Source organism: Rhodococcus sp. NPDC056960, from assembly GCF_042674125.1.
Classification (GTDB): domain Bacteria; phylum Actinomycetota; class Actinomycetes; order Mycobacteriales; family Mycobacteriaceae; genus Rhodococcus_F.
On sequence record NZ_JBHURF010000002.1, the window covers coordinates 401,693 to 424,212 of the forward strand.

Annotated in this window: 21 protein-coding genes; 11 read left to right on the top strand and 10 right to left on the bottom strand. The window is 68.2% G+C overall.

Features of this window, described 5'->3' with window-relative positions; genetic code table 11:
* The first annotated feature begins 45 nt into the window (after nucleotides 1-45).
* The gene (locus ACFTWF_RS04845; RefSeq protein WP_378460132.1) at nucleotides 46-1,260 is read left to right on the top strand and encodes an acetyl-CoA C-acetyltransferase; all 1,215 of its coding nucleotides are present in this window, start codon (nucleotides 46-48) and stop codon (nucleotides 1,258-1,260) included.
* Between the two features lie 68 nt (nucleotides 1,261-1,328).
* Here ACFTWF_RS04845 and ACFTWF_RS04850 read toward each other — a convergent pair whose 3' ends face one another.
* A complete protein-coding gene (locus ACFTWF_RS04850) occupies nucleotides 1,329-2,123 on the bottom strand; it encodes an LLM class F420-dependent oxidoreductase (protein WP_378460133.1) in 795 nt (264 codons plus the stop codon).
* Nucleotides 2,124-2,313: 190 nt separating this feature from the next.
* Here ACFTWF_RS04850 and ACFTWF_RS04855 point away from each other — a divergent pair, with 190 nt between their 5' ends.
* Entirely contained in the window at nucleotides 2,314-2,793 is a 480-nt protein-coding gene (locus ACFTWF_RS04855) for a nitroreductase family deazaflavin-dependent oxidoreductase (RefSeq protein ID WP_378460134.1), read from the top strand.
* Between the two features lie 6 nt (nucleotides 2,794-2,799).
* Here the strand turns inward: ACFTWF_RS04855 and ACFTWF_RS04860 are convergent, their stop codons facing one another.
* From ACFTWF_RS04860 to ACFTWF_RS04870, 3 genes are all read right to left on the bottom strand, one after another.
* A complete protein-coding gene (locus ACFTWF_RS04860) occupies nucleotides 2,800-3,324 on the bottom strand; it encodes a TIGR04338 family metallohydrolase (protein WP_378460135.1) in 525 nt (174 codons plus the stop codon).
* Nucleotides 3,321-4,139, bottom strand: coding sequence for a DUF2786 domain-containing protein (locus ACFTWF_RS04865; protein WP_378460136.1), 819 nt, complete (start codon nucleotides 4,137-4,139; stop codon nucleotides 3,321-3,323). The genes ACFTWF_RS04860 and ACFTWF_RS04865 overlap by 4 nt, the downstream gene beginning before the upstream one ends.
* A 71-nt stretch (nucleotides 4,140-4,210) precedes the next feature.
* Nucleotides 4,211-5,176: an ABC transporter substrate-binding protein gene (locus ACFTWF_RS04870; RefSeq protein ID WP_378460137.1), complete on the bottom strand. Its 966-nt coding sequence runs from the start codon at nucleotides 5,174-5,176 to the stop codon at nucleotides 4,211-4,213.
* A 62-nt stretch (nucleotides 5,177-5,238) separates the two neighbouring features.
* On the opposite strand from ACFTWF_RS04870, the gene ACFTWF_RS04875 reads away from it, so the two are divergent.
* The 7 genes from ACFTWF_RS04875 to ACFTWF_RS04905 all read left to right on the top strand — a co-directional run bounded on the left by ACFTWF_RS04875 (nucleotide 5,239) and on the right by ACFTWF_RS04905 (nucleotide 13,417).
* Nucleotides 5,239-6,165 carry a sucrase ferredoxin gene (locus ACFTWF_RS04875; protein WP_378460138.1) on the top strand — a complete coding sequence of 309 codons (927 nt, stop codon included), beginning with the start codon at nucleotides 5,239-5,241 and terminating at the stop codon, nucleotides 6,163-6,165.
* A gap of 238 nt (nucleotides 6,166-6,403) precedes the next feature.
* A complete protein-coding gene (locus ACFTWF_RS04880) occupies nucleotides 6,404-7,477 on the top strand; it encodes an ABC transporter ATP-binding protein (protein ID WP_378460139.1) in 1,074 nt (357 codons plus the stop codon).
* A gap of 151 nt (nucleotides 7,478-7,628) precedes the next feature.
* The gene (locus ACFTWF_RS04885) at nucleotides 7,629-8,903 is read left to right on the top strand and encodes an ABC transporter substrate-binding protein (RefSeq protein ID WP_378460140.1); all 1,275 of its coding nucleotides are present in this window, start codon (nucleotides 7,629-7,631) and stop codon (nucleotides 8,901-8,903) included.
* Between the two features lie 16 nt (nucleotides 8,904-8,919).
* Nucleotides 8,920-9,966 (top strand): carbohydrate ABC transporter permease, encoded by a 1,047-nt coding sequence (locus ACFTWF_RS04890; protein ID WP_378460141.1) that lies wholly within the window; start codon nucleotides 8,920-8,922, stop codon nucleotides 9,964-9,966.
* Nucleotides 9,963-10,856, top strand: a complete 894-nt coding sequence (locus ACFTWF_RS04895) for a carbohydrate ABC transporter permease (protein ID WP_378460142.1) — start codon at nucleotides 9,963-9,965, stop codon at nucleotides 10,854-10,856. The genes ACFTWF_RS04890 and ACFTWF_RS04895 overlap by 4 nt, the downstream gene beginning before the upstream one ends.
* 17 nt (nucleotides 10,857-10,873) lie before the next feature.
* Nucleotides 10,874-11,065, top strand: a complete 192-nt coding sequence (locus tag ACFTWF_RS04900) for a hypothetical protein (RefSeq protein WP_378460143.1) — start codon at nucleotides 10,874-10,876, stop codon at nucleotides 11,063-11,065.
* A gap of 132 nt (nucleotides 11,066-11,197) precedes the next feature.
* Nucleotides 11,198-13,417, top strand: coding sequence for a transglycosylase domain-containing protein (locus tag ACFTWF_RS04905; protein ID WP_378460144.1), 2,220 nt, complete (start codon nucleotides 11,198-11,200; stop codon nucleotides 13,415-13,417).
* On the opposite strand, the gene ACFTWF_RS04910 is transcribed toward ACFTWF_RS04905, so the two are convergent.
* The 6 genes from ACFTWF_RS04910 to ACFTWF_RS04935 all read right to left on the bottom strand — a co-directional run bounded on the left by ACFTWF_RS04910 (nucleotide 13,414) and on the right by ACFTWF_RS04935 (nucleotide 19,352).
* Nucleotides 13,414-14,664, bottom strand: coding sequence for a hypothetical protein (locus ACFTWF_RS04910; RefSeq protein WP_378460145.1), 1,251 nt, complete (start codon nucleotides 14,662-14,664; stop codon nucleotides 13,414-13,416). The two genes, ACFTWF_RS04905 and ACFTWF_RS04910, sit on opposite strands and share 4 nt — an antisense overlap.
* Before the next feature lie 135 nt (nucleotides 14,665-14,799).
* A complete protein-coding gene (locus ACFTWF_RS04915) occupies nucleotides 14,800-15,885 on the bottom strand; it encodes an inositol-3-phosphate synthase (RefSeq protein WP_378460146.1) in 1,086 nt (361 codons plus the stop codon).
* Nucleotides 15,878-16,435 (bottom strand): PadR family transcriptional regulator, encoded by a 558-nt coding sequence (locus ACFTWF_RS04920; protein WP_141470616.1) that lies wholly within the window; start codon nucleotides 16,433-16,435, stop codon nucleotides 15,878-15,880. Before ACFTWF_RS04920 ends, ACFTWF_RS04915 begins: the two co-directional genes overlap by 8 nt.
* 414 nt (nucleotides 16,436-16,849) lie before the next feature.
* Complete coding sequence (locus ACFTWF_RS04925; protein WP_378460147.1) at nucleotides 16,850-17,641, bottom strand: DUF1707 domain-containing protein; 792 nt, start codon at nucleotides 17,639-17,641, stop codon at nucleotides 16,850-16,852.
* Nucleotides 17,642-17,648: 7 nt separating this feature from the next.
* On the bottom strand, nucleotides 17,649-18,473 hold the full coding sequence (locus ACFTWF_RS04930; protein WP_378460148.1) for a DUF1707 domain-containing protein: 825 nt from the start codon (nucleotides 18,471-18,473) through the stop codon (nucleotides 17,649-17,651).
* Nucleotides 18,474-18,494: 21 nt separating this feature from the next.
* The gene (locus ACFTWF_RS04935) at nucleotides 18,495-19,352 is read right to left on the bottom strand and encodes a DUF1707 domain-containing protein (RefSeq protein ID WP_378460149.1); all 858 of its coding nucleotides are present in this window, start codon (nucleotides 19,350-19,352) and stop codon (nucleotides 18,495-18,497) included.
* Nucleotides 19,353-19,440: 88 nt separating this feature from the next.
* Here ACFTWF_RS04935 and ACFTWF_RS04940 point away from each other — a divergent pair, with 88 nt between their 5' ends.
* Complete coding sequence (locus ACFTWF_RS04940) at nucleotides 19,441-19,860, top strand: DUF5318 domain-containing protein (RefSeq protein WP_185726449.1); 420 nt, start codon at nucleotides 19,441-19,443, stop codon at nucleotides 19,858-19,860.
* 384 nt (nucleotides 19,861-20,244) lie between these two features.
* On the top strand, nucleotides 20,245-22,518 hold the full coding sequence (locus ACFTWF_RS04945) for a transglycosylase domain-containing protein (protein ID WP_378460150.1): 2,274 nt from the start codon (nucleotides 20,245-20,247) through the stop codon (nucleotides 22,516-22,518).
* Nucleotides 22,519-22,520 lie beyond the last annotated feature (2 nt).

The following is a 22,520-nucleotide window of genomic DNA, read 5'->3' on the forward strand; positions in this document are numbered from 1 at the left end:
TCCGCACCGACTGCCGTCCACCACGTCAATCGGTAGGAGTTACCCATGCCCGAGGCCGTCATCGTTTCCATTGCCCGTTCGCCGATCGGTCGTGCCATGAAGGGGTCGCTGGTGGGCATGCGCCCGGACGACCTGGCCGCGCAGATGGTCCAGGCGGCCCTCGACAAGGTGCCCGCACTGGACCCGACCGACATCAACGACCTGATCCTGGGCTGCGGTCTGCCCGGCGGCGAGCAGGGCTTCAACATGGGCCGCAACGTCGCCGTCCAGCTGGGCTACGACTTCATTCCCGGCACCACCATCACCCGGTACTGTTCGTCGTCGCTGCAGACCACCCGGATGGCGCTGCACGCCATCAAGGCCGGCGAGGGCGACGTGTTCATCTCCGCCGGCGTCGAGACGGTGTCCCGGTTCGTCAAGGGCAACTCCGATTCGCTGCCCGACACCCAGAACCCGCTGTACGCGGACGCGCAGACCCGCACCGAGAAGCTCGCCCAGGGCGGCCAGCGGTGGGTCGACCCCCGGCAGGAGGGCCTGGTCCCGGACACCTACATCGCGATGGGCCAGACCGCGGAGAACGTCGCGCAGGTCACCGGCATCACCCGCGAGGAGCAGGACCGGTGGGCGGTGCGCTCGCAGAACCGCGCGGAGGAGGCCATCAACAACGGTTTCTTCGCCCGGGAGATCACCCCGGTCACCCTGCTCGACGGCACCGTGGTCAGCGCCGACGACGGCCCCCGCGCCGGCACCACCTACGAGGCCGTCAGCAAGCTGAAGCCGGTGTTCCGGCCGGACGGCACCGTCACCGCCGGCAACGCGTGCCCGCTCAACGACGGCGCCGCCGCGCTGGTGATCATGTCCGACACCAAGGCCAAGGAACTCGGTCTGACCCCGCTGGCGCGGATCGTGTCCACCGGAGTGTCCGGGCTCTCCCCGGAGATCATGGGACTCGGGCCGATCGAGGCGTCCAAGCGGGCCCTCGCGATCGCGGGGCTGGGGATCTCCGACATCGACCTCGTCGAGATCAACGAGGCGTTCGCCGTCCAGGTGATCGGGTCGGCGCGGGAGCTGAACATCGACGAGGACAAGCTGAACGTCTCCGGTGGTGCGATCGCCCTCGGACACCCGTTCGGCATGACCGGCGCCCGCATCACCGCCACCCTGCTGAACAACCTGACCACCCATGACAAGCAGTTCGGCCTCGAAACCATGTGCGTCGGAGGCGGTCAGGGCATGGCGATGGTCCTCGAGCGGCTGTAGGCGGCTCCGCCGCCCGTGCGCCTTTTTGGTAGCTCCAACAACCAGAAAGGCGCACGGGCGCGAAGCGCCTACGCCAGGCCCGACAGCGGCGGCGGGGTGTTCTCGTCGCGCCAGGCGATGGCCTCCTTCAGCGTGCCGAGGTCGTAGTCCGGACCGCCGACACCCACGGTGAAGAGGGTGACGCCGGCGTCGACGTGGGCTGCCGCGTCGTCGACACCCGGCCACGACGTGGAGTGCTGGATGTTGTCGGGGCTGCGTCCGGCACTGCGGGCGTGTTCGGCGAGGATCCCCGACTTACGTCGGTAGGTGTCCATGTCGCTGAAGCTGTGCCAGATGTCGCCGTATTTGCCGACCAGCGGCAACGTTTTCTTCTCGCCGCCACCGCCGATGAGGATCGGAATGTGCCGGGTGGGTGCGGGTTCCAGCTTCGCGAACCGCGCGGTGATCCGCGGCAGGTACTCGCCGAGCAGGTTCAGCCGCGACCCGGCGGTGCCGAATTCGTAGCCGTACTCGTCGTAGTCGCGCTCGAACCAGCCGCCGCCGATGCCCAGGATGAGTCGTCCGCCGCTGATGTGGTCGACGGTGCGGGCCATGTCCGCCAGGAGGTCGGGATTCCGGTAGCCGGCGCACGTGACGAGTGCGCCGATCTCCACCCGCTCCGTCTGCTCGGCGAACGCGCCGAGCATCGTCCAGCATTCGAAGTGGGCGCCGGCCGGGTCGCCGTACAGCGGATAGAAGTGATCCCAGTTGAAGACGATGTCGACGCCGGCGTCCTCGGCCCGCAGTACCGCGTCGCGGATCAGCCCGTACTCGGGCGCATGTTGCGGCTGAAGTTGGACACCGATGCGAACTGGACGAGTCATTCGTGGCTCCTCGGAGTAGACGTTGGGCCTTCTGGATCCATACTGCTCGCGCGACGGGCGGGGGCACAACGAACCCGCCGGTCGGACGACCCGAGCGGGCGAATGTACCGTTCGACGCCTCGGAAGCGCCGAGCGGTACGTTCACCCGACTACCGCCGCCCGCACACCGCGGACGTGGAACACTGAGTCTGTGAAGGTCACCCAGCGGCCTGACCCGCCCACCGGACTCCGGCGGGCGTTCCTCCGGGCACCGATCTATCTCTACCGCTGCCACCTCGGGTTCCTGCTCGGCGGCAGGTTCCTGCTCCTCGAACACGTCGGTCGCAAGAGCGGCGCCCGGCGGCAGGTCGTGCTCGAGGTGGTCAACCACGACGCCGTCGACGACGGGTACGTGCTGGCCGCCGGTTTCGGCCCGAAATCCGATTGGTACCGGAACCTGCGGGCGCAGCCGGACGCGACGATTCAGGTGGGCCGCCGTCGACTGTCGGTGACGGCCGAATTCCTCGATCCCGAGACCGGCGCGGACTTCATGGCGCACTACGGGTCGGAGCATCCGAAACTCGGAATGCGGCTCGCCCGGGTCATGGGCTTCGACGTCGACGGCAGTGCGTCCGACTTCCGGGCGGCGGGCCGTGAGATCCGTTTCGTCAGGCTGCGATCCCGCGTCTGAGGCACCTCAGTTCAGCCGCACCCCGCCCGCCAGCAGCATAGTCCGCAGGACGAATGCCGCCTCGGGGCCGATGATCTCCCCGACCAGGGTGAGGTAGCGGTCCACGTATTCCGGCCCGTGCGGGGCCACACTCGGGTAGTCGGGGTCGGACGGGTCGAGGTGGTGGGCGATCTCGTGGAGCACCACCAGTTCCCTGAACGCCCAGGCGTTCCCGTTCCGATGCTCGGGGACCGCGATTGTGGCGCAATCGCTTTCGTAATGCGCGGCCTTGTTGCCCGACCGTGCGCGGACGTGGATCGGGGTGGCTGCCCGCGTCCACGTCGACCGCACCCAGTTCAGGGCGAGCACCCGGTCCACGTAATCCTGCACCGAGTCGATCGACGCGAACTTGCGTTCCACCGGCAGCGTCACCTGCGACCCCAGGACGTCGACGACGCGCAGCCCGCGCTCGTCGGCGCGGTCGAACATGGTGCGCACGAGGGCTTCCGCGTCGTACACGGCGGTCCGCTGACTGTCGCGGGGCCGCTTCACGACGGGATCTGCTTGCGGGCGGCCGGCAGTTCGGGTGAGTTGCCCAGGCGGGCGGTCCGGGCGGCGCGGTCACCGGCGCGCCGGGCACTCGACGAATGTCCGGCGGACGCCCGCCCTCCCCGCCACGTGCCGCGGGCCTGCGAGTTCTCCGAGTAGTAGTCCTTCAGCTCGAGCTGCTTGTCGCGCAGCACCAGTGCCGTCTCCGCCGACGACTCCGGCACGGACACCGCCTGCTCCTCGGCCTCCGTCTTGGCGTCGGCGAGGCGCTGCCCGATCCGGGCGGTGTAAGCGAGCTGGAAGTTCAACCGGGCGGTGACACCGGCGACGGGCCGTCGCACCCGGGTTGCGACCCGGCGGCGTCCCCGCGTCTCGACCTGCGTCCGCACCGTCGTCTCGCCGCGGTACTCACCCGACTTGATGTAGGCGTCCGACGCCCGGACCATCTGGATCAGCAGGCTCGCGTACAGGGCCTCGCAGACGTCGATGTCGCCGGCGAACCCGTACGCATAGATGACGGCAGACGTCTGGGCGATGTCGCACTGGACGTCGTTGGCGGCGGCGATCACCAGGAACAGCTGCGCGTACGTCCGCAGTCCCTTCTTGCCCGGTTCACCGATCGTGACCAGACGCTGCGTGGGGGTGGCCCGCTTCTCCCGGCCGGCCGCGTGTGCGCGCGCCACCGCGAGGTCGATCGACGCGGCGGTGGCGAGCCGCTGGGCGGCCGCCATGAATGCTTCGCCCTCGTGCGGGTTGTCGGTGGATTCCGCCTGCCGGAGGAGCCCACCGATACGGGTCAGCATCTTGTCGGAACTCACCCAGGCAGGCTATCGCCCGTGCGCCTTTCTGGTCGTGGGTGCTACCAGAAAGGCGCACGGGCGCGAAGCGCCTACAGCCGCTCGAGGTCGTCGAGGATCAGGTTTGCGCCGGTGAGTCCGATGCCGGTGATCCAGACGCGGTAGTCGGTCTGGTGGACGCCGTCGCGTCGTGACGGCCCCATCTGCCCGACGAGTGCGGGGTCGATTCCCAGCTCACCGGGTGCGGCCGTGTTGGCGACGAACGCGATGTCGGAGTCGATCGTGGCGACGTTCTCGAGCGAGATCTCGGACATGTCGTTCTTCGCGTCCCATGCCTGCCCGGTGACGGTGTAGCCGGCCGCGGTCAAGACCGAACCGGAGAAGGTGCCGGGTCCGTGCAGGCGTAGGCCGTCGTCCATGACACGGATGACGTGTGCGGTGCGGCCGCGGGTGGCGTCGCTCAGTGCGGCGGCCCGCGCGTGGAACGCCGACAACTTCGCCTTTGCTGCCGCGCTCTCGCCCATGGCCTCGGCGAACAGCCGCACCGTTCCCTGCCAGTCGACCGCCGGCGACACGGCGAAAACGGTGGGCGCGATCGCGGACAGCGCGTCGTACAGGTCGCCGTGCCGCTGCTTGCTGCTGAGGATGAGGTCGGGTTGCAGTGCGGCGATGGCCTCGAGGTTCGGTTCGGCGATCGACCCGACGACGGTGGTGCTGTCCAGTCCGCCGCCGAGGTAGGCGGGCAGTGCGTCGGCGGAACCGGCCTGCGCCGCGCCGACCGGGGTCTTGCCGAGCGTGACGACGGTGTCGATGGGCAGGCTGTCGAGCGCGACGATGCGACTGGGCCGGGTGCTCACCGTCGTCGTCCCCATGGCGTGGGTGACGGTGCGCTGTTCGCCGTCGCTGCCCGCCGCCGCGTCGGGCCGCGCGCACGCGGCGGTGATCGCGGCCAGCGCTGCTGTACCCAGTCCGGCGCCGAACTCGCGTCGCGTCAGGGCGTCGACGATCTCCTGCCATTGGACGTCGGTGACATTCGGGGAGCACGTGGCGGAACGCATCCGGGACCTCGATCTCGAAGGGGGGAGAAGATAGGTGAACCTAACCATATGCAGTCTGGTGAGTGAGCGTGCAGGTGACGACGTTGCCCGACGGGTGGACGCCACCGGCCTGCGCGGCGCTGTCCCGGTCACTCCAGGAGCCGTTGTGCGGCACCGCGCCCCGGGTGCGCGGTTGGCTGCTGATCGAGCAACCCGGACCGTGGGGCCGCGACCGGCTCCGGCAGAGCCGCCTCGACCCGGTCCTCGGCGACGCGCTCGCCGCCCGGTGCGCCGACGCGGGGGTGCGTCCGGTGCTGATCCGCACCCGGCAGCGCCGCGACCTCGCCGGCGGACGGCACGTCTACCTCGTCCGGCCGGGCCGCGACGACGGCTGGGCCGAGCGACTGCTGGTGCGTGAGGACCGGGACCTGCTGGACCTGGACCTGACCCTGTCGCCCGGCCGCGGGGAACGACTCGGCGCCGCCGAATCGCTGTTCCTGGTCTGCACGCACGGCAAGAAGGACGCCTGCTGCGCGTCGTTCGGACGCCCGGTGGTCACCGGTCTCGGCCATCGCGGCGGACGGGTCTGGGAGTCGACGCACGTCGGCGGCGACCGGTTCGCCGCGACCATGGTGTGCCTGCCGTCGGGCATCTATTACGGCCGGGTCACCGCGGAGGCCGCGGAACGCATTGTCGCCGAGCATGATCGCGGGCGGGTGGTGCCGGAGCACTACCGCGGCCGGTGCACCGACGACCCGGTGCTGCAATTCGCCGAGCACACCGTCCGGGTCGAGCGGTCGCTGCTCGGCCTGGACGACGTGATCCCGCTGTCGGCGAGCCCACGACCGGACGGCGACACCGACGTCCTGGTCCGGCACCCGGACGGCACCGACCGGGTGCGGGTCCGCACGAGTGGCGCCGAGCCCCGCCTGACCGCCTGCAGCGCAGGCGTGGTCGACAGTCCGGACCGGTTCGAGGCGCCCCCGCCCGTGCGCCCTTCTGGTAGCTAGGGCAACCAAAAAGGCGCACGGGACGCGAAGCGGCCTGTGTTCACACGGTATTCACCGCCCCGTTTCATTGGCGCGTCCATCCCCAGCTGTGGAAAAACCTGTACATGAATGCGACCAACATGATTCGGACCGAGGCGAATTCGTACCCGACGAACCCACAGGTGAGTGAGAAGGTGTGTCAACAGGTACATTCTCACGCACCTGAGCGCGGCGCCGGGTAGAAGGGACTTCGACGTTCATGGCCACAGTGACCTATGACGGTGCCACCTGCCTGTTCCCCGGCTCGGACAAACCGGCCGTCGACACGCTCGACCTGAAGATCGAGGACGGTGAATTCCTGGTCCTCGTCGGACCGTCCGGCTGCGGCAAGTCGACGTCGCTGCGGATGCTGGCAGGGCTCGAGGACGTCCACAGCGGGCGGATCCTCATCGGTGACCGCGACGTCACCACGCAGGAACCGAAGGAACGCGACATCGCGATGGTGTTCCAGAACTACGCGCTGTACCCGCACATGTCGGTGGCCGAGAACATGGGTTTCGCGCTGAAGCTCGCGGGCGCCGCGAAGGACGACATTCGCACGCGGGTCGAGGAGACCGCGAAGCTGCTCGACCTCGAGCCGTACCTGGACCGCAAGCCCAAGGCGCTGTCCGGCGGGCAGCGGCAGCGCGTCGCGATGGGACGCGCCATCGTCCGGCAGCCGCAGGTGTTCCTGATGGACGAGCCGCTGTCCAACCTCGACGCGAAGCTGCGGGTGCAGACGCGCACCCAGATCGCGCAACTGCAGCGCCGCCTCGAGACGACCATGGTGTACGTGACGCACGACCAGGTCGAGGCCATGACCATGGGCGACCGGGTGGCCGTGCTGAAGGACGGGGTGCTGCAGCAGTGCGCGTCGCCCCGCGACCTCTACAACAGGCCCGCGAACGTGTTCGTCGCCGGGTTCATGGGGTCGCCGTCGATGAACCTGTTCACGCTGCCGATCACCGCCGACGGCGTCGTGCTCGGCGACGCGACCATCCCGCTGCCCCGGCAGCTGCGTTCCGACACCGACGAACGCCAGGTCGTCGTCGGGATCCGCCCCGAACATCTGGAACTGTCCACCACGGGCATCCCGATGGAGGTCGCGGTGGTGGAGGAGCTCGGATCCGATGCCTACATCTACGGCCGCAGCACCGTCAACGGTGAGACACAGCAGCTGGTGGCCCGCGCCGACTGGCGGAACCCGCCCCGCAAGGGTGACCTGGTGAAACTGCGCGTCGACCCGTCGCAGGTGCACCTGTTCTCGGCGTCCGAGGGGTACCGGCTCAGCTGATCGCGGCGTCTCCTGACCGATTCAGGTCGGGGGTAATGCACGACTTCGACGGTGTTCCATGCCACAGTATGTTCCGACACCGCGCCGGTGCCGCGAGCTCCGTCGTGCCGCCGGTATCGGGTTCATCCACATCTACCTACGGGGAGACTCCATGGTTCAGATTTCGAGAGCGGTCCGGCGCGCCGCGGTGTTTGCCACCGCTGCCTCGCTGGTCACGCTCACCGCTTGCTCGAGCGACAGCGGCAGCGACTCCACGTCGGAGAACCTCGACGGTCGCGGACCCATCACGTACGTCGAGGGCAAGGACACCACCGAGACCGGTGTCGTCCGCCAGATCATCGACGCGTGGAACGCCGAGCACCCGGACGAGCAGGTCACGTTCAAGGAGCAGTCGAACGACGCCGATCAGGCGCACGACGACCTGGTCCAGCACCTGCAGGCCAAGCAGTCCGACTACGACGTCGTCGCACTCGACGTCCCCTGGACCGCGGAGTTCGCGGCCAAGGGCTGGCTGCAGCCGCTGTCCGGCGAGTTCGCGGTCGACAACACCGGAATCCTCCCCGCCACGGTCGACAGCGCCACCTACAACGGCACCCAGTACGCGGCGCCGAAGAACACCAACGGCGGCCTGCTGTACTACCGCAGCGACCTGCTGCCCGCCGCACCGAAGACGTGGGCCGAATTGTCCGCCGCGTGTGAGGTCGCCAAGACCAACAACATCGACTGCTACGCCGGTCAGTTCGCACCGTACGAGGGCCTGACGGTGAACACCGCCGAGGTCATCAACGCGTACGGTGGCTCGTTCGTCGGCGAGGACGGCAAGACCCCGACCGTCGACAGCCCCGAGGCCCGCGCCGGCCTGCAGGTGCTGGTCGACAACTTCAAGAACGGCGACATCCCCGCCCAGGACACCACGTTCAAGGAGCCGGAGAGCCAGAAGGCGTTCGAGGACGGCAAGGCGCTGTTCCTGCGGAACTGGCCCTACGTGTACGGCACCGCCGACAAGGACTCGTCCGCGGTCAAGGGCAAGTACGCGGTGGCCCCGCTGCCCGGCAAGGACGGCATCGGCGCATCGACGCTCGGCGGCTACAACGCGGCCATCAGCGCGTACTCCGAGAACAAGGCCACGGCCCGCGACTTCCTCGCGTTCCTGCAGGGTGAGCAGGCGCAGCGGATCATCGCGATGGGTTCCCTGCCGCCGGTTCGCGCCGCGCTGTACGACGACCCGGAGATCATCGCGGCCTACCCGTTCATGCCGACGCTGAAGATGTCGATCGAGAACGCCGTCCCGCGTCCCGTCACGCCGTTCTACCCCGCTGTGTCGAAGGCTGTGCAGGACAACGCCTACGCTGCCATCAAGGGTGAGAAGTCGGTGGACCAGGCGATCACGGACATGCAGTCCGGTATCCAGTCCGCAGGCTCGTAACAGCACAGGAGTGAACATGGCCGTTCCGACTGGGACCACCAGTGGGGCGCCGGCCCGCACCGCGGCCGGGGATTCGAACCCCGGCCGCGGTTCGCGTGAGGCGAGCGAGAACCGGCGCTTCGGGATGAGCGGTCGCCGCGCGTGGCTGTTCGTCGTGCCGACGCTGGCCGTGCTGGCCGTCGTCATCGGCTACCCGGTGGTCCGGGCAGTGGTGATGTCGTTCCAGAAGGACGCGGGCCTCGACCCGACGACGGGCATGTTCGTCGAGGGCGGCTGGGCCGGATTCACCAACTACACGCACTGGATCCTGCAGCAGTGCACCTCCCCGAGCGGCGTGGCCATGGCGTGCCCGCCCGGGACGCTGGGCTCCCAGTTCTGGGCGGCCGTCGGCAACACCGCGTTCTTCACCGTCGTCACCGTGACGCTCGAGGTCGCGATCGGCCTGTGGATGGCGATCATCATGGGCAAGACGTTCAAGGGCCGGGCCCTGCTGCGCGCGGCGGTCCTGATCCCGTGGGCCATCCCGACCGCGGTCACCGCCAAACTCTGGTACTTCATCTTCGCGTACGACGGCATCGCCAACCGGATCCTCGGCACCGAGATCCTGTGGACGTCGGACGCCTGGCCCGCCCGGTTCGCCGTGATCATCTCCGACGTCTGGAAGACCACCCCGTTCATGGCCCTGCTGATCCTCGCCGGTCTGCAGATGATTCCGCAGGACGTGTACGAGGCGGCCCGCGTCGACGGCGCCTCCGCATGGCAGCGATTCCGGCAGATCACGCTCCCACTGGTGAAGCCGGCGCTGATGGTCGCGATCCTGTTCCGCACCATGGACGCCCTGCGCATGTACGACCTGCCCGCCATCCTGACCGGCGGCAACCCGGCCACCACGACCGTGTCGATCCTCGTGGTCGACCAGGTGCGGCAAGGGTTCAACAGCGCGTCCGCACTCTCCACCATCACGTTCCTTCTCATCTTCGCGGTGGCGTTCGTCCTCGTGAAGTTCCTCGGCGCCAATGCCGTCGACACGCAGGAAGCCCAGCGAAAGGGGCCGAAGCCGTGACCCACCGCGCCCCGGAGCTCGAACTCCCTGCCGAGCCCGCCCCCCGGAACCGTCCGAAGCGGTTCGCGTTCAAGAACTCCCGCATCTACATCGGGGTCGCGATCATCCTCGTCTGGGGTCTCGCCCCGTTCTACTGGATGATGGTGACGGCGTTCCGCGACCCTGACTACACGTTCGACACCACGCCGTGGCCCACGCACCTCACGCTCGAGAACTTCCAGAACGCGCTGTCGACGGACAGCGGCAACAACTTCACCCGGGCCGTCGTCAACAGCATGATCATCGGCGGCGCCACCACCGCCATTGCCCTTGCCGTGGGCATCTTCACCGCCTACGCGCTGGCCCGGATCGAGTTCCGGTTCAAGTACGTGGTGGTCGGCATCGTGCTCGGGGCGTCGATGTTCCCCGTCGTCGCCCTGGTCACCCCGCTGTTCCAGCTGTTCACGAACATCGGCTGGATCGGCACCTACCAGGCCATGATCATCCCGAACATCTCTTTCGTCCTGCCGCTCACCATCTACACGCTGACATCGTTCTTCAAGGAACTCCCGTGGGAGCTCGAGGAGGCGGCCCGGATCGACGGTGCCAGCCGTGGTCAGGCGTTCCGTCTGGTGATGCTGCCGCTCGCGGCGCCCGCCCTGTTCACCACCGCAATCCTCGCGTTCATCGCGACCGTCAACGAGTACCTGCTCGCGAGCCAGCTCTCCAGCGACGCCACCGAACCGGTCACCGTCGCCATCGCTCGGTTCTCCGGCAACGACCCGCACGTCGTGCCGTACGCGGCGATCATGGCGGCGGGCACGATCGTCACCATTCCGCTGGTGATCATGGTGCTGCTGTTCCAGCGTCGCATCGTGTCGGGCCTGACGGCCGGCGGCGTGAAAAGCTGACGGCCGAGGTGTCGGGGATGCATCCGGTGGCGAAGCGGCAGCGGCTCGAGGTTCTGATCGGGATCCTCGGGTTCTTCACGGTGATGGCGTTCGTCGCCGCAGTGATCGAGGTCTTCCGCGGCGATCCCGGAGTCACCCCCGCGCTGGTGTTGCTGGGGTGCCTGGTGCTGTCGGGGCTGGCGGTTGTCGCCCGGAATCGGGTGCGCTGAAACAGTACGGTCGGTATGGATATTTGCTGAGCGGTAGCGCGGCGCGCGTCATGCTCGCGGTCATTCACATAACATACGTACGGGTGGGTGCGACGATCCTCCGTGACCGGATAACTGACCGGGAGTGTGTAAGTGAGTTCTGGCAACGACGCGACGGGTTCCCCTGCCTCCGATCCGGGGGGCACCCCGCCGTCTGACGACGGTGCGGCCGACACGACCACTCCGGCATCGGACGGCAAGACGAAGCGCACCCGGTGGCGCACGGTCCGCCGGGTCAGCCTGGTGGTGATCGCATTGCTGCTGGTCATCCCGCTCGTCGGGTTCCTGGTCAGTTACGTCCGCGCCGAGGTCCCGCGCCCGTCGGACATGAAGACCAACCAGGTGGCCACCGTCTTCGCCGCCGACGGCACCACCGAGCTGACCAAGGTGATCCCGCCGGAGGGCAACCGCACCGAGATCGCACTCGACGCCATTCCCCAGCACGTCCGCGACGCCGTCCTGTCGGCGGAAGACCGCAACTTCTACTCCAACCCCGGCTTCTCCGTCACCGGGTTCATGCGCGCCGCCCGCGACAACGTCCTCGGCAAGGAAAGCGCAGGCGGTGGGTCGACGATCACGCAGCAGTACGTCAAGAACGTGCTGGTCGGCGCGGATCGCAACGTCTACCGCAAGATGCGCGAGCTGGTGATCTCCACGAAGATGGCCCGCGAATGGTCCAAGGACGAGATCCTCGCCGCCTACCTCAACACCATCTACTTCGGTCGCGGCGCCTACGGCATCGAGGCGGCGTCGCGCGCGTACTTCGACAAGCCGGTCGGCGACCTCACCGTGGCGGAGGGCGCCGTGCTCGCGTCCGTGATTCAGAGCCCTTCGTACCTCGACCCCGAGGCGAACCTCGACCAGCTGCAGGCGCGATGGAACTACGTGCTCGACGGCATGGTCTCGATGGGTGTGCTGAGCCAGCAGGACCGCACGGCCGCGGAGTTCCCGGTCACCGCGCCGTCCAACCGGCCCACCGACGCCAACTCGGCCCCGGGCCCGGACGGACTGATCCGCAACCAGGTGCTGCGCGAGCTGTCGGATGCGGGGATCTCCGAGCAGACCCTCAACACCGAGGGGCTGCAGATCACCACCACGATCGATCCGCGGGCGCAGCAGTCCGCGATCGACGCCGTCCACGACACCCTCGAGGGTGAGGACCCGGCGCTGCGCACCGCTGTCGTGTCCATCGACCCCCGCACCGGCGCGGTGCGCGCCTATTACGGCGGCGAGGACGGCGCCGGATTCGACTACGCGCAGGCGCCGCTGCAGACGGGGTCGTCGTTCAAGGTGTTCGGCCTGGCCGCGGCCCTGGAGCAGGGCATCCCCCTGTCGGCCCGCTTCAGCAGTGCCCCGCTGACCGTCGGCAACGTCCAGATCGGCAACGTCGAGGGCGAGTCCTGCGGGACGTGCACCATCGCGGAGGCCACCAAGCGGTCGCTGAACACGAGCTTCTACCGGTTGATGATGTCGATGGACAACGGTCCGCAAGCCATCGCCGACGCAGCGCACCAGGCGGGGATCCCCGAGTTCATTCCCGGGGTGCAGGGCAAGACGCTCAGCGAGAACGGCGGCGAACCGGAGGGCGGCATCGTCCTCGGCCAGTACCTGTCGCGGCCGATCGACATGGCGTCCGCGTATGCGACGCTCGCGGCGTCGGGCATCTATCACCAGCCGTACTTCGTGCAGCGCGTCGTGACAGCCGACGGCGTCGTGCTCCTCGACCGCGCACCCAGCCCGGGGGAGCGCCGGCTCGATGCGGCGGTGGCCGACAACATCAGCCAGGCCCTGCTGCCCATTGCGTCCTACTCGCGCGGGCACGCGCTGGCGGGGGGACGGCCGTCGGCGGCGAAGACCGGCACGGCGCAGCTCGGGGACACCGGCGAGAACAAGGACGCCTGGATGGTCGGGTACACGCCGTCGCTGTCGACGGCGGTGTGGATCGGGAAGTCCGACGCCACCGCCATCAACAACAGCTGGGGCGGCCTGATCTACGGTTCGGGCCTGCCGTCCGACATCTGGAAGGGCACGATGGACGGCGCCCTCGAAGACACCGATTGGGAAGATTTCCCGTGGCCCGATCCGATCGGCGGCCAGGCCGGTGTGCCGACGTGGAGCGGTCAAACCAGCGGCGACGGAACGGGAACCGGCACCAGCGGGGTGGTCCCGCCGCCCGGTGCGCCCACCCCCGCACCCGTCGAGGTGCCACCCGCCACCGTGCCGGCCCCAATCCTCCCACCGGTGCCCGCACCCGTCCCGGCGCCGACTCAGATCGAAATCCTGCCGGGCGTCGTCATACCGCTGCCGGGTTAGCCGAGGTTCTGGAACCCGCCGCGCGGCGGAGTCCTGTTCGGCAGCACCACGACCCGCAGCGCGGCGCGCAGGCTCTCCTTCGTCTTGGCCCAGGCCCTCGATTCGTCGTCGCACATGTCGGCTTCCTCGGGTTCCGCTTCGCGGGCGAGTTCCGCGTTGTGACGCCACTCGATCTCCTGCTCCGAGCAGAGGCGGAGAAATTCGAGGATGGTGTCGCGGTCGCGTCCGCAGATTTCCGCGACGTCGTCGGCGTCGAGTCCGCTCTCGGAATCCAGGTGGATCAGCGTCACGAGGGCGGCGGGAAACTCGTCCTCGCATGCGTGCTCGGCGTCCGCAGTGGGGGCGTCGGGAGTGGAATTGAGTTTGCCGCCGAGTTTTTCGGCAAATGCGTCGTCGACGGTGTCCACGAAATGCTCGAACATCCGGAACACCGACACGAGATGATCGGCGACGAACGGTGCACCGTCGACGCGCATGACGGCGACCACGTTGTCGACGATGAGCAGGAACTTGATGTCGGGCCACTGGCGATTGAGGTCGGCCAGTGCCTCCGCTGTGCGGGTGCGGTCGCTGATCGTGTGGACCACCCGGGCGAACACCTCGACACGGGCATCCTCCTCGATCACCCGCACGTAGGTGGGGAGCTCACCCACCCACACGAGGATGTCGCCGTCCGCATCCCGGCCCGGCGCCTGCTCCAGCATGGCTTCGACCGCCGCATCGACACGGTCACGCAGCCCGGCGCCGTCGCGCAACGGGCCGGGGGCGTCCGCGCTGTCGAACACCGGGGTTTCGCTGCGGCCCCCGGTGATCGCCTTCAGGAACGACGGATGCAGGAGATCCCAGATCTCCCGGAACACGGTGACCGTCATCGACGCCACCCGCTCGGCGTCCTCCCGATCGACGTCGAGGTAGTACGACGCGGAACCGTTGCCCTCGTCGACCCGCTCGCACAGGTCGGGGCGGTTCCAGCCGAGTTCGATCAGTCGATCGCGCTCCTCCTCGGTGAGCGCCCGCGCCGGATGCAGGAAGCGGTTGGACGGCACTTCGCACCGCACCGTGTCGCCCGCCCAGGCGAAGAACCGCACGCACGCGGCCGTCTCGACGAGACCGTCGTCGACGCTGTCGTACTGCGACTGCAGCACCAGTTCGTCGTCGTCCTCCATCGCATGCACGTACCGGGTCAGACGGTCCTGGAGTTGGGTCCAGGCGTCGTCGATCTCTCGATCGAAAGTGTTGTCGGACATCACGCCTCCCTCGATGAATCCTGGGTGTCACCGTAGAGGGAGGGTCTGACAAGAAGTCGAACACAAAGGCGAATGCACCTTTCGTCGCCGTGAAGACGTCGAAAGGTGCATTCGCCCTATTGCTGCTGCGCGGATTTACTCCGCGCCGATGATGAACGCCTCGAGCTCGGTGCGAGCCTTGTCGTCCGCCATCTGGACCGGCGGGGACTTCATCAGGTACGCGGACGCCGGGTAGACGGGTCCACCGATGCCGCGGTCCTTGGCGATCTTGGCCGCGCGGACGGCGTCGATGATGATGCCGGCCGAGTTCGGGGAGTCCCAGACCTCGAGCTTGTACTCCAGGTTCAGCGGAACGTCACCGAACGCGCGACCCTCGAGGCGGACGTACGCCCACTTGCGGTCATCGAGCCAGCCGACGTGATCCGACGGGCCGATGTGCACGTTGCCCGGACCGAGGTCGCGGGTCAGGTTCGACGTCACGGCCTGCGTCTTCGAGATCTTCTTCGACTCCAGGCGGTCGCGCTCGAGCATGTTCTTGAAGTCCATGTTGCCACCGACGTTGAGCTGCATCGTGCGGTCGAGCTGCACGCCGCGGTCTTCGAACAGCTTCGCCATCACGCGGTGGGTGATGGTGGCGCCGACCTGCGACTTGATGTCGTCACCGACGATCGGGACGCCGGCGTCCTTGAACTTCGCAGCCCACTCCGGGTCGGAAGCGATGAACACGGGCAGGGCGTTGACGAACGCGACACCCGCGTCGATCGCGCACTGGGCGTAGAACTTGTCGGCGTCCTCGGAACCCACGGGCAGGTACGAGACCAGCACGTCGACCTTGGCGTCCTTGAGGGCCTTGACGACGTCGACCGGCTCGGCCTCGGAGATCTCGATGGTCTCGGCGTAGTACTTGCCGATGCCGTCGAGGGTGGGGCCGCGCAGCACCGGAACGTCGGCCGGCGGGACGTCGGCGATCTTGATGGTGTTGTTCTCGCTGGCGAAGATGGCCTCGGAGAGGTCGAATCCGACCTTCTTGGCGTCGACGTCGAACGCGGCGACGAACTGGACGTCGCGCACGTGGTACTTGCCGAACTTGACGTGCATGAGGCCGGGAACGGTCGCCGTCTCGTCGGCGTCCTTGTAGTACTGCACGCCCTGAACCAAGGACGAGGCACAGTTCCCCACGCCCACAATGGCTACGCGCACCGCGGTGCTGTTCTCACCCATGGTCGGGTTCTCCTTCTTTCTTAGGTGTTGCTGTCGATTGCTCGGCGGCGATCAGCTCGTTGAGCCAGCGCACTTCGCGCTCACTGGATTCGAGACCGAGCTGGTGGAGCTGCTTGGTGTAGCGATCCAGCGTGCCGCTTGCTCTGCCGATCGCGTCTCGAAGCCCCTCCCGGCGCTCCTCGACCTGACGTCGTCTGCCCTCGAGAATCCGCATCCGCGCCTCTGCGGGTGTGCGGCTGAAGAAGGCGAGATGGACGCCGAATCCATCGTCGGTGTAGTTCTGCGGACCCGTATCGGCGACCAGTTCGGTGAACCGCTCCTTGCCGATCGGGGTGAGCTGGTAGACGCGGCGGGCGCGACGCTTGACGGTCCCCGGAGGGCCTGCGTCCTCGGCGATCAAACCGTCTGCCTGCATGCGTCGGAGCGTCGGGTAGAGGGAACCGTAGGAAAAGGCGCGAAAAGCGCCCAGCAGCCCCGTCAACCGTTTGCGCAACTCGTATCCGTGCATGGGTGACTCGTGAAGCAGCCCGAGAATTGCCAATTCGAGCACGTTCACCCCCTGAGTCGCCCGACCTAACCGTGTGATGCGATTCAAAACTATATCGCACCGATATATAGGACGATACGCCCGCTCGATACATGGGACAACCCGTCACAGGTGGTTGACGCGGGTCGGGGCGGCGGTGAGTTCTGGTCGGTGCCGGTCGCCGAATGTCACACGGGTGCCGTCTGACTGGACGGATGTGACATTGGGCGGCGGCGAGTGCTGGTGGGTGCGTCGCCGAATGTCACACCGGTGGCGTCTGACTGAACGCATGTCACATTGGGCGGCGGAGGCAGTGGGGACGACGGGGAGCCGGCTGGTGGGTGCCGGTCGCCGAATGTCACACCGGTGGCGTCTGACTGAACGGATGTGACATTGGGTGGCGACGACGAGGTGAACGGCGCCGTGCCCCCCGGACCTTCAGTTTTCGTAGGGGTAGATGTCGAAGGGTTCGCCGTCGAAGCCGACGACCATGTGGCCGGTGTGTCCGGCGTCGTTCTTGACGTGGATGGAGATGGTGGGTGGTCCGTTGTCGGATCCGGGTTCGTAGCCGAAGGAGATGATTTCGACGGCACCGTCGGGGACGTGGAGGGTGTCGGGTGCTCCGGCGAGGAGTCCGGCGATCGCGATCTGGTCGACGGCCGCGAGGTCGAAGGACCTGTCGTCGTCGGTTCGGGTGGTGGGGCTGCCCCAGTCGTCGAATTCGCCGTCGTAGAGGTGGGGGTCGGACTCGCGGTTGTTGCCGGGTGCGGGCCGGTCGAAGACGGCGTGGGCGGGGTAGAGGCCGAGTTCGTCGGCGACGAGGTCGCCGTATTCGGCGCGGTATTCGTCGAGGAAGAAGTGGAGGCCGGCGCCGGTGGTGAGGGTCGGGACGGTTTTCGCCGGGCCGAGGTCGCTGTTCGCGATCGCTCCGGCGATACCGCCGACGGCGGCCGCGGCGACGACGAGGACGGCGGCGTAGACCCACCGTCGGGGTGATCGGCGGCGCCGCGGGGACACGACGGGGCTGGCGGCGAGCCGGCGGGGGATCTGCAGGTCGCCGATCAGGCGCTCGAGGTCGTCGAACGTCTTCGCCTTCATGGCGGTGGCTGTGCGTGAGGCGTGTTCCGAGGCGGACAGTTGGCCGTCGGCGAGGGCGGCGTCGAGGAGACCGCACGCGTCGGCGCGGTCGGAGTCGCGGGCGCGGAAACCGGCGAGTGTGGTCTTGGGCATCTGCGTCCTAGCTGCCGAAGGGGCGAACACTGAGCGGTTCACCGGACGGGGCGAGTTCCATGTGTCCGCTCTCGCTGAACTCGTTGTTCACGTAGATCGACACGGTGGGGCCGCCGCTGTCGGTCTGGAACGAGATGTGGCTGACTTTTCCGTCGGGGACGTTGAGGCTCACCGGAGCGCCCAGGACAGTTCCGCCGATCCGGTCGAGGTTCAGCGTCGACAGATCGAAGGTCGGGGTGTCGACCTTCCGGGTGGTTGGGGTGCCCGACAGCGTGAATCCGCCGCGGTAGTCGTAGCTCACCACCCGGTTCGGTTCGAGCGGGAGTGCCCGCTCGAGACTTCCGTGGCCGGCCTCGTAGAGGGAGAGTTCGTCGACGACGAGGTCGCCGAATTTGGCGCGGTACCGGTCGAGGAACAGCTTCATGCCGTCGGGGGTGACGGGGCTCGGCGTGGGGACGACCAGGGGTTGCACGGAATCGAAGTCGACCTGTTGCGCGGCGGGGGTAGCGGTGGCCTGCGCGTCGTCGCTGTCGACGAGGGTGAAGGCGCCGACGGCGGCCACGACCGCGGCAGCGGCGACCGCGACGGGGAACCAGTGCCGGGCGGTGTCGCGCGGAGGCGTCGCGTCCGGTGGTGCGTCGGCGGGTCGTTGCAGGTCGCTGACCAGGACGTCGAGGTCGGCGAGGGTGCGGGATTCGGCGGCGAGGTCGGACATCGCCCGGTGTTCGGCCTCGTTGATCTGGCCGTCGCCGAACGCCGCGTCGAGCAGTGCGGACGTGTTGGCTCGATCGACGTCGCGCGCCCGCGTGTTCGGTGGGTATCGGCTGGCCACGGGAGGATCTTAGAGCGCCCGTCACTGATTCGCGGGCGTCACCTGCCACACGTCTCCGCCGAGTGTCGCGCGCAGGTACCCGCCGCCGGACTGTGCCCTGTCGTAGACGTACACGTTGACGGACGGTCCCTTGCCGCCGTCGGCGAGGAGGACGTGGCCGATGGTGCCGTCGGGGACCCCGACCAGCCGGGGTGCGTCGCCGAGCAGGGCGACGAGTGCGGGGACGTCGACCTGGGCGAGGTCGACTTCGCCGGTCCCGGGAAGGCGCTGCGTGCGGGTGCCCGACACCTTGAATCCGCCGCGGAAGTCGTACCGGTCGACCTTGTCGGGCGCGTCGGCGGCCGTCCTCGACAGGATGGCGTATTTGTCGTACAGCGCCAGTTCGTGGACGGTGAGGTCGCCGAACTTCTGCCGGTACTGCTCGAAGAGGGCGTAGATCCCGTCCTGGGTGAGGGGCTGCGCCCCGCCGACGATGATCGGGTCGACAGCGGGCACCTCGACCTCCGGCTGGGCCACCGCCTTCTCGACGTGGGCGGGAACGGGGACGGTGACGGGGTCGGGACCGTCCTGCTCGGTGAGCGCGAGACCGATCGCTCCGACCGCGACGACCGCGCCGCACGCGACCGCGATCCGCAGGACCCGGCGGGGTGAGCGGGGCGCCCGGACCGGTGCCTGATCGGTGATCGACGACGGCAGTTGCAGGTCGCTGATCAGCACATTCAGTTCGGTGAGGGTCTTGGCGGACATGGCCTGGGCGCTGCGGTCGTGGTACTCGGCGGCACCGAGCTGCCCGTCGGCGTAGGCGGCGTCGAGCCGGCTGCACGCGTTGACCCGGTCGAGGTCGCGTGCGCGAGTCTGCGAGGACGGTCCTGAGGCCACACCGGCATCGTAATGGGGTAACCGTGTTTGACCAGCGTCACTCGACCGACCCCTTCTCTCCCGACGGGACGCACGTACTCTGGTCTCCGTGCGAATACAGCGGCAGGTGGTGGACTATGCGCTTCAGCGCCGGTCTCTCCTGGCCGAGGTCTACTCGGGCAGGACGGGTGTCACGGAGGTCTGTGACGCCAGCCCTTACCTGCTTCGTGCCGCAAAGTTCCACGGCAAGGGCAGTGATGTGGTGTGCCCGATCTGCCGTAAGGAGCAGTTGACTCTGGTCTCCTGGGTCTTCGGTGACAAGTTGGGCCCGGTGTCGGGTTCCGCTCGTACGGCCGAAGAGTTGGTGCGTCTCGCGTCCACTCAGGAGGAATTCTCGGTTCACGTGGTCGAGGTGTGCCGGACATGCAGCTGGAACCATTTGGTTCAGTCCTATGTTCTCGGTACCGTGCCCGCACCGAAACGGCCGCGGCGATCTTCGCCACGGCCCCGCCGGACCGCGAGCGAGTAGACACACGCCCGAAGACGGACGCGGGCCGAAGAATGCCCACCGACGTAACGCAGGACTGAAGCCGGTCCACGACCCACTGGAGATTTGTACGTGAGTTCCCCCCGCAGCAACGCCCCGGGTGATCGACCGAACGGACCGAGACGACCGAGTGGCCCCCCGCCACAGGGACGCCCCGGAGGTCCACCACCCCGCGGCGGACAGCCTGCGGGTGGGCCCCCGCCGCGTCAACCGGGCGGCACGCCGCCGCGTCGCATGCCGCCTCCGCCCCCGCAGGGTGGTGGCCGTCCGCCCGGCCCGCCGCCGCGTCGCCCCGGTCCGCCGCCGCAGGGTCCCCCGCCGCGTCGTCCGGGCCCGCCGCCCGGACGTCCCGCGGGCCCGCCCCCGGTGGCGCGGAACCAGTCGGGCCCCGGTGGGCGCCCGCCGGGACCTCCGCCGTCGAACGGTCGCAAGACCGGTGGTGGCGGCCGCGGGGGTGAACCTCCCAAGGGTGGAAAGAAGACGGCTGTGAAGAAGTCGCGGTGGAAGGTCGTGCGCCGGACGGCGTACGCGTGCGTCGCGCTGGGTCTGATCATCCCGATCCTGCTGTTCATGGCGGCGTACGTCGTCCAGGACGTTCCGCGCCCCGGCGACCTCAAGACCAATCAGGTGGCCACGATCTACGCGTCCGACGGCACGTCGGTGCTCAGCAAGGTCGTGCCGCCCGAGGGCAACCGCACCGAGGTGACGCTCGACCAGATTCCGAAGCACACCCGTGACGCGGTGCTCGCTGCCGAGGACCGGGACTTCTACTCGAACCCCGGCTTCTCGATCGGTGGTTTCGCGCGTGCCGCCCGCGACAACGTCCTGGGCAAGGACAGCGCCGGTGGTGGCTCGACCATCACGCAGCAGTACGTGAAGAAGACGATGGTCGGTTCCGAGCGTTCGCTGACGCGAAAGATGAAGGAACTCGTCATCTCGTCGAAGATGGCCCGTGAGTGGTCCAAGGACGACATCCTCGCCGCGTACCTGAACACCATCTACTTCGGGCGTGGTGCGTACGGGATCGCCGCGGCGTCGAAGGCGTATTTCAACAAGCCCGTCGACCAGTTGACGGTCGAGGAGAGCGCGGTGCTGGCGTCGTCGATCCAGCTGCCGTCGCTGCTGGATCCGGAGACCAACCCGGAGGGTGCGCAGGCGCGCTGGAACTACGTGCTCGACGGCATGGTGTCGGCGGGAACGCTCGAGCAGTCGGCCCGCGCCGGCATGCAGTACCCGCCGTACGTGCCGATCGCGCAGGTCGACAACGGCAACCAGGACTCCGGTCCGGAGGGCCTGATCAAGAACCAGGTTCTGCGGGAGCTGGGTGAGGCGGGGATCAGCGAGCAGCTGCTCAACACGGAGGGCCTCGAGATCACCACGACGATCGACCCGGTCGCGCAGGCCGCGGCGGTCGATTCGGCCCGCTCCAACATGAAGGGTGAGCCGGAGAACCTGCGTACAGGTGTCGTGTCGGTCGATCCGAAGACCGGCGCGGTGCGGGCGTACTACGGCGGCGAGGACGGCGGCGGATACGACTTCGCGAACGCCGGACTGCAGACCGGTTCGTCGTTCAAGGTGTTCGGTCTCGCCGCGGCCCTGGATCAGGGCATCCCGCTGTCGCAGATGTACGACAGCTCGGAGCTCACGGTCAACGGCATCACCATCAGCAACGTCGAAGGTGAGGGCTGCGGCACCTGCACCATCGCCGAGGCGCTGAAGCGGTCGCTGAACACCAGCTTCTACCGTCAGGAGCTCGCACTCGACGGGGGACCGCAGGCGATCGCCGACATGGCCCACAAGGCGGGCATCCCGGAGGAGATCCCGGGTGTCGGTGCGTCGCTGACCGAGCCGGACGGCAGCGGACCGAACAACGGCATCGTGCTCGGTCAGTACCAGTCGCGGGTCCTCGACATGGCGTCGTCGTACGCCACGCTGGCGGCGTCGGGCACGTATCACGCCCCGCACTTCGTGCAGAAGGTCGTGAGCGCGGACGGCACCGTCCTGCTCGACCGCGGCGGCGACACCGGTGAGGACCGCATCGACAAGGACGTCGCCGACAACGTGACGTCGGCGATGGAGCCCATCGCCGGGTACTCGCGCAACCACAACCTGGCGGGCGGACGACCGTCGGCCGCGAAGACGGGTACCGCGCAGCTCGGCGACACCGGGAAGAACAAGGACGCGTGGATGGTCGGGTACACCCCGTCGCTGTCCACGGCGGTCTGGGTGGGCACCACCGACGGTTCGGCGCTGGAGAACAGCGGCGGGGCCATGATCTACGGTTCCGGTCTGCCTTCCGACATCTGGAAGGACACGATGGACGGCGCCCTCGACGGCACCGACGTCGAGAAGTTCCCGAAGCCGGGAGCGATCGGTGGTCAGTCGGGTGTCCCGGCCTATTCGGCGCCCGCACCGACCAAGACGTCGGCGCCGCCGACGAGCACGTTCCAGTTGCCGACGGAGCTCGTGCCGCCGGTGGTCGTGACGCCGTCGCCGGTGGAGATCCTGCCCGGGATCACCATTCCGATTCCGGGTCTCGCCCCGCGGCAGACGACGCAGCCTCCGGCGGTTCCGGCGGAGCCGAAGACAACCACGCCGCCGAACGCGGGTAACGGTCAGCAGCAGGTTCCGACCCGTTAACG